The sequence below is a fragment of the Clostridium sp. AM58-1XD genome (assembly GCF_003464085.1).
In the GTDB taxonomy this organism is placed as follows: Bacteria; Bacillota; Clostridia; order Lachnospirales; family Lachnospiraceae; genus Lachnoclostridium_A.
Genome location: NZ_QSDR01000065.1, coordinates 1 through 4,689 on the forward strand (window position 1 = coordinate 1; position 4,689 = coordinate 4,689).

The following is a 4,689-nucleotide window of genomic DNA, read 5'->3' on the forward strand; positions in this document are numbered from 1 at the left end:
AAAGGTTAACAAATATACTTATTATAATAAAAACAATACTTACCGAGTTGATTGCAATCTTAATTTCAATTCCATCAATAGATAAAAGGTAAAAGGCAAAAATACTCAAAAGCAATACTATAAGTACACTATCTAAAGGCTTGCTTTTCAACCTAACATATACTTCTTTTTTCACGTCTTCTGACACTAAAAGACCCATTAGAAGTGCAGAAATAATCATTCCTAAAATAAGGTAATAATAAGTATGTCTTAAGCTAAAACCGTATATCCAGAAATCAGGCCTCAGAGTACTAAATACTATAATTTCAATTATATTTATCATATACCCAGCAATTATAAACTCAAAGAATAGCATCTTAAAGCTTAATTGCATACCAAACATTCTTCTAGTTATTACAACCAAAAGTAGCGTGGGCCCCAATATTGCTATTAAAAATAATAAGAACATTATGTTCTCCTTTCTAAACATATCACTACGAAAAAGCTGTTTTTATTATCTGCTAGAACATTGATTTTTAGGGGAATAGTTTAATATTTTAGCAAGTGTAGTCTTTATGCCGAAATCCACAAGACTATTTCTTACCATCTCTAAAGTTCTGATATTTTTGATCCTTAGAACCTTATTTAGTCCCCAGACCAAACTTCTATTGATAACACCGGGTCGCTTTTCGATTATTAAATCATCTGCTACGTTCAACTCTAAACAGGTATTGAATAACTCTCGGCTTTTCATGTTTTTTAATATTTCATAGATAGCTCCCACATCTGAAAATTCAGATAGCCAACGAATCCATTCAAACTGCTCCTCAATAAAATTACATTTTTTAATAGCTTCTCTTACTCTTTGATCATTGATAATCTCTGCAATTCCAGCCTTTATATCAATCTCTTCTAATTGATTTTCGTTCTGGAATAAACGCAGCATGCACTGCATTGCTTTTGCAACTGTGTATTCTGAAAGGCTGGTCTCCTCCTCATCGCTTAGATTTGTTAATTTTCGTTTTAAAAACTTTCTCACTAGATCAATTAGCATCATTTGATTACTGAACAAATCAGCTCTATAAATTCTTGTTAAAGCATGATCATTAACTTGTATGTAATAATATAATTTGTCTGAAAGAAATACTGCGCCATTGCAAAAACCATAATAGCTTAGATTCATTATCAGATCTTCTCCTAATGAAATATTCTCAGGAAACTTGATTCCGTGATGCTTTATTATATTAGTTCGATAAACGCGATTACAAGGTCCCTCTAACATGGCCGTTTTCCAGAGTAAAAATGCCATTTTTTCTAAAAAAGTCTTTCGATCTAATACACATTCTTTTCCGATCCCCTCCGATGTACAGCATATTATCCGTTCTGGTATAGAATTCTTCAGAGAGACTAATTTCATACCGCAAAAAACAATATCGGTTTTATATGCTTCAATTGCTTCAACTAATCGTTCTGTCATATTCAAAGCGATTACATCATCCGAGTCAACAAACTGCACATATTCTCCTGTGACATATTCCAATCCCAGGTTTCTTGCTCTGCTCACTCCGCCATTCTTTATATCGACTACTTTTATCCTTTTATCTATAACGGCATAATTATTGCAAATACTAAGTGATCCGTCTGTTGAACCATCATTAACTAGAATAACTTCTATGTTAGTGTAAGTTTGACTTAAAATCGAATTGATACAATACCCTAAATACATTTCTGCATTATAGACAGGTACTATTATGCTAACCTTTTTCATCACTCATTTATCCTTTGTTGTCTATATTTTCACTCATTTATCCTTTGTTGTCTATATTTTCCATAATATTTTATACCATTCTTATTTATCATCCTTAAATCATTTAAATATTCATCCTTTACCTTTTTATTTCCAAAATATAAAATATCTCGTTTAATCTGACTTAACAGCTCATCTACTTTTTTATCCTTAATATCATAGCAATAGCACTTATATATACTTTCCGCTACGTACCAGCAATAAATATTATTCATTTTCTCCTGCAATTGATTTATATTATGATTTTCAAAAAAATCCACGCGCTCTCTAAACGCCCAGCATGCATCCAGATTAGAAGCCTGAAACTTTTTTCCGGTGATGCTATCCTCTCTGGTCCGATCATAATTATATTTCGAGACATCCACATATGCCATTTTTTTGGCATTGTAAAAGTACTTGTATGTAGTAAATTCATCCTCGTGAAGTTTTCCTTTTGGATAACGTATATCACCAAGAACTTCCCTTTTATAAAGTTTATTCCAGGCAACCGGTTTGAAGTATTTCCAATCCAGCATTCCCTTCAGCGCAAAAACACTATCACCTATAACAATTTCTCCCCTGCAATAAGTTTCCTCTATAATCTTGTCCTTATATACATTTCTATAACTACATTCCACGATATCCGCATTATGCATTTCTCGAATTCGCAGTAATAATTCAATCATATCGGGATCGATCCAATCGTCGCTGTCTACAAAAACTATATATTTCCCCTCAGCAACATCGATACCGAAATTCCTTGCCTCCGATAACCCCCCATTAATTTTATGGATTACTCTTATCCTTTTATCATTCTCTGCGAACTCATCACATATTTTTCCACAATTATCAGGAGAACCATCATCAACTAATATAATCTCTAAATGTTTATATGTCTGATTTTGAATAGAATGAACACAACGTTCCAGATAATTTTCCACTTTATAAACAGGCACAATTACACTGACCAATTCCACAATCTTTGCCTCCCCCTGCTACCTTAAAACATTTTTCTTACTTTTTTAGGGAACCATAATAATGCTGACCCTAATTTATAAGCTTTAGATTCCTTTATCTTTTCACAACAGTCGGTTATCTCTTGTATCTTTTTTTCATAATTTTGCATTTTTGAATAATCATAATTTCTCTTTTCCAGCTCGCCGTCTTCATCTAAATACAAAACCAGAATTCCCATCGACTTTAATAACAGCGTATCCAGCCAAGCTATATGAGACGTGGGTGAAGCATATAACATCACTGAAATGTTATGCTTTTTAAGCTGGTTTTTAAAAGCTACGGCACGCTCTTCATACTTATCCCAATTTGCCTCTTTTGAGGAAGGGAGCAATACTAATTCTGAATTCTCCCAATTATTAGCGGGCGCATCAATGTCACTAAACAAGCAAAAAGAATAATCTGACTGTTTAATTGCATTGACCTGACGCTGAACATATTCATCCATAAGTTCATATCCCAAATATCTATAATAAATCCCTATTACCGGCTTATGAGTCATAACATTGGCTGTCATAATTTTCTCAGAAACCGTGCTTATATCTTCAAAATACATTCTGGCAATAGAAGAAATAATTTCATCTGCCTCCCAATACTTTAATAAGATATCATATCCAACCCCCTGATCACGCTGGTTCAGCTTATGATACCAACAATCTACACAATCCCACAAAATTTTATTTCTAAACTGCTTGTATTCCTCTTGATACTCTTCAAGAGCATTATTTTCTTCTAAAAATTCATAAACTGCATTAGCTGCCTTAACTCCCGTGCAGCGTTTCTCAAAACGTTCCAAGTCAAGAAGGTCGCTTCCTGTAATACCAATTCCAACATTGTAATTGTAATATTTCGCATTATTTAATCCCGTATAATCATTTGCATAATATGCTAATATGAAAAATGCATATCTGTCTTCTGCGGCAATCATCCTTTGATTTTTTATATTTTTAAAGGCTGTTTTACAAAGAGTTGTTTTCCATATTTTGTCCGTTATATTAAAATCAAATCTATCTTCAATGAAACATGCTCGCAAAATATAATCATGGTCTATTTTCTGATTATAAGGTTTTAAAAAATTTTCAATCCAGGAAATCAAACTTTCTGAAAGAGGTACAGCAGGAATTACATTCGTTCCAAATTGCAAAATATCTGTCTGTTTCTCCTGCATATGATTGTATAGTTTCTCGCAGGCTGCTTTTTCCAGCCAGTCATCGCTGTCCACAAACATAATATATTTGCCAGCAGCCTGTTCCACACCATGCTTTCTTGCTTGCAATGTTCCCTGATTCTGTATGTGTTTTAAAATACAAAGACGATCATCTTTCTGAGCATATGAATCTATAATTAGCAATGAGTTATCTGTCGATGCATCATCAATACAAATAATCTCTATTTCATTAAGCGTTTGTTGTAGTAGACTTTCTATACATTTTCCAACATATTTTCCTGTATTATATACTGGTACGATTATTGATATTTTAACCATAGATTACCTCTGATCGCTTCGTTATGCTTCTCAACATGATAAATGATTCTAATTTACTTTAATGACTTATAGACCTTCTTCACAGCTTCCCGCCGTCTACTCCCAAACGGCAACAACCTGTTCGCTATCCTGCGAACCATCGGATCATTCCCCATCCATTCCACCTTCGTCTGTGGCATCCGGTTCTCCAGTTCGTCGGCAAAACACCTTCGAATCCGCCTTAACAACATTTCATAGTAAGGCGACAGTTTCCCATACTTCCAGAAGTATTCCGCAAAATCACAGTCCACCACATCCCATGGCTTCTGATATCCGGCAAAATGAATCATATATGGCTGCTTCCTGGCCTTCATATATTCCTCATATAAAGCTCTCGGCGCCATCTTCATGATCTGCATACGGCTACGTCCCGGTTCTTCCCAGC

The 4,689-nt window shown here is 34.2% G+C and carries 4 protein-coding genes and 1 pseudogene; all 5 read right to left on the reverse strand.

Annotated elements, in window-relative coordinates; genetic code table 11:
- On the reverse strand, positions 1-448 hold a 448-nt coding region (locus tag DXA13_RS20460; RefSeq protein ID WP_147348071.1), incomplete at its 3' end, for a hypothetical protein.
- A gap of 45 nt (positions 449-493) precedes the next feature.
- Positions 494-1,747 (reverse strand): glycosyltransferase, encoded by a 1,254-nt coding sequence (locus tag DXA13_RS20465; protein WP_118246834.1) that lies wholly within the window; start codon positions 1,745-1,747, stop codon positions 494-496.
- Positions 1,748-1,776: 29 nt separating this feature from the next.
- Positions 1,777-2,742, reverse strand: a complete 966-nt coding sequence (locus DXA13_RS20470; protein ID WP_243009253.1) for a glycosyltransferase — start codon at positions 2,740-2,742, stop codon at positions 1,777-1,779.
- Between the two features lie 23 nt (positions 2,743-2,765).
- A complete protein-coding gene (locus DXA13_RS20475; RefSeq protein ID WP_118246836.1) occupies positions 2,766-4,265 on the reverse strand; it encodes a glycosyltransferase family 2 protein in 1,500 nt (499 codons plus the stop codon).
- A 53-nt stretch (positions 4,266-4,318) separates the two neighbouring features.
- Positions 4,319-4,689, reverse strand: a pseudogene (locus DXA13_RS20480) (lipopolysaccharide biosynthesis protein); the annotation flags it as partial.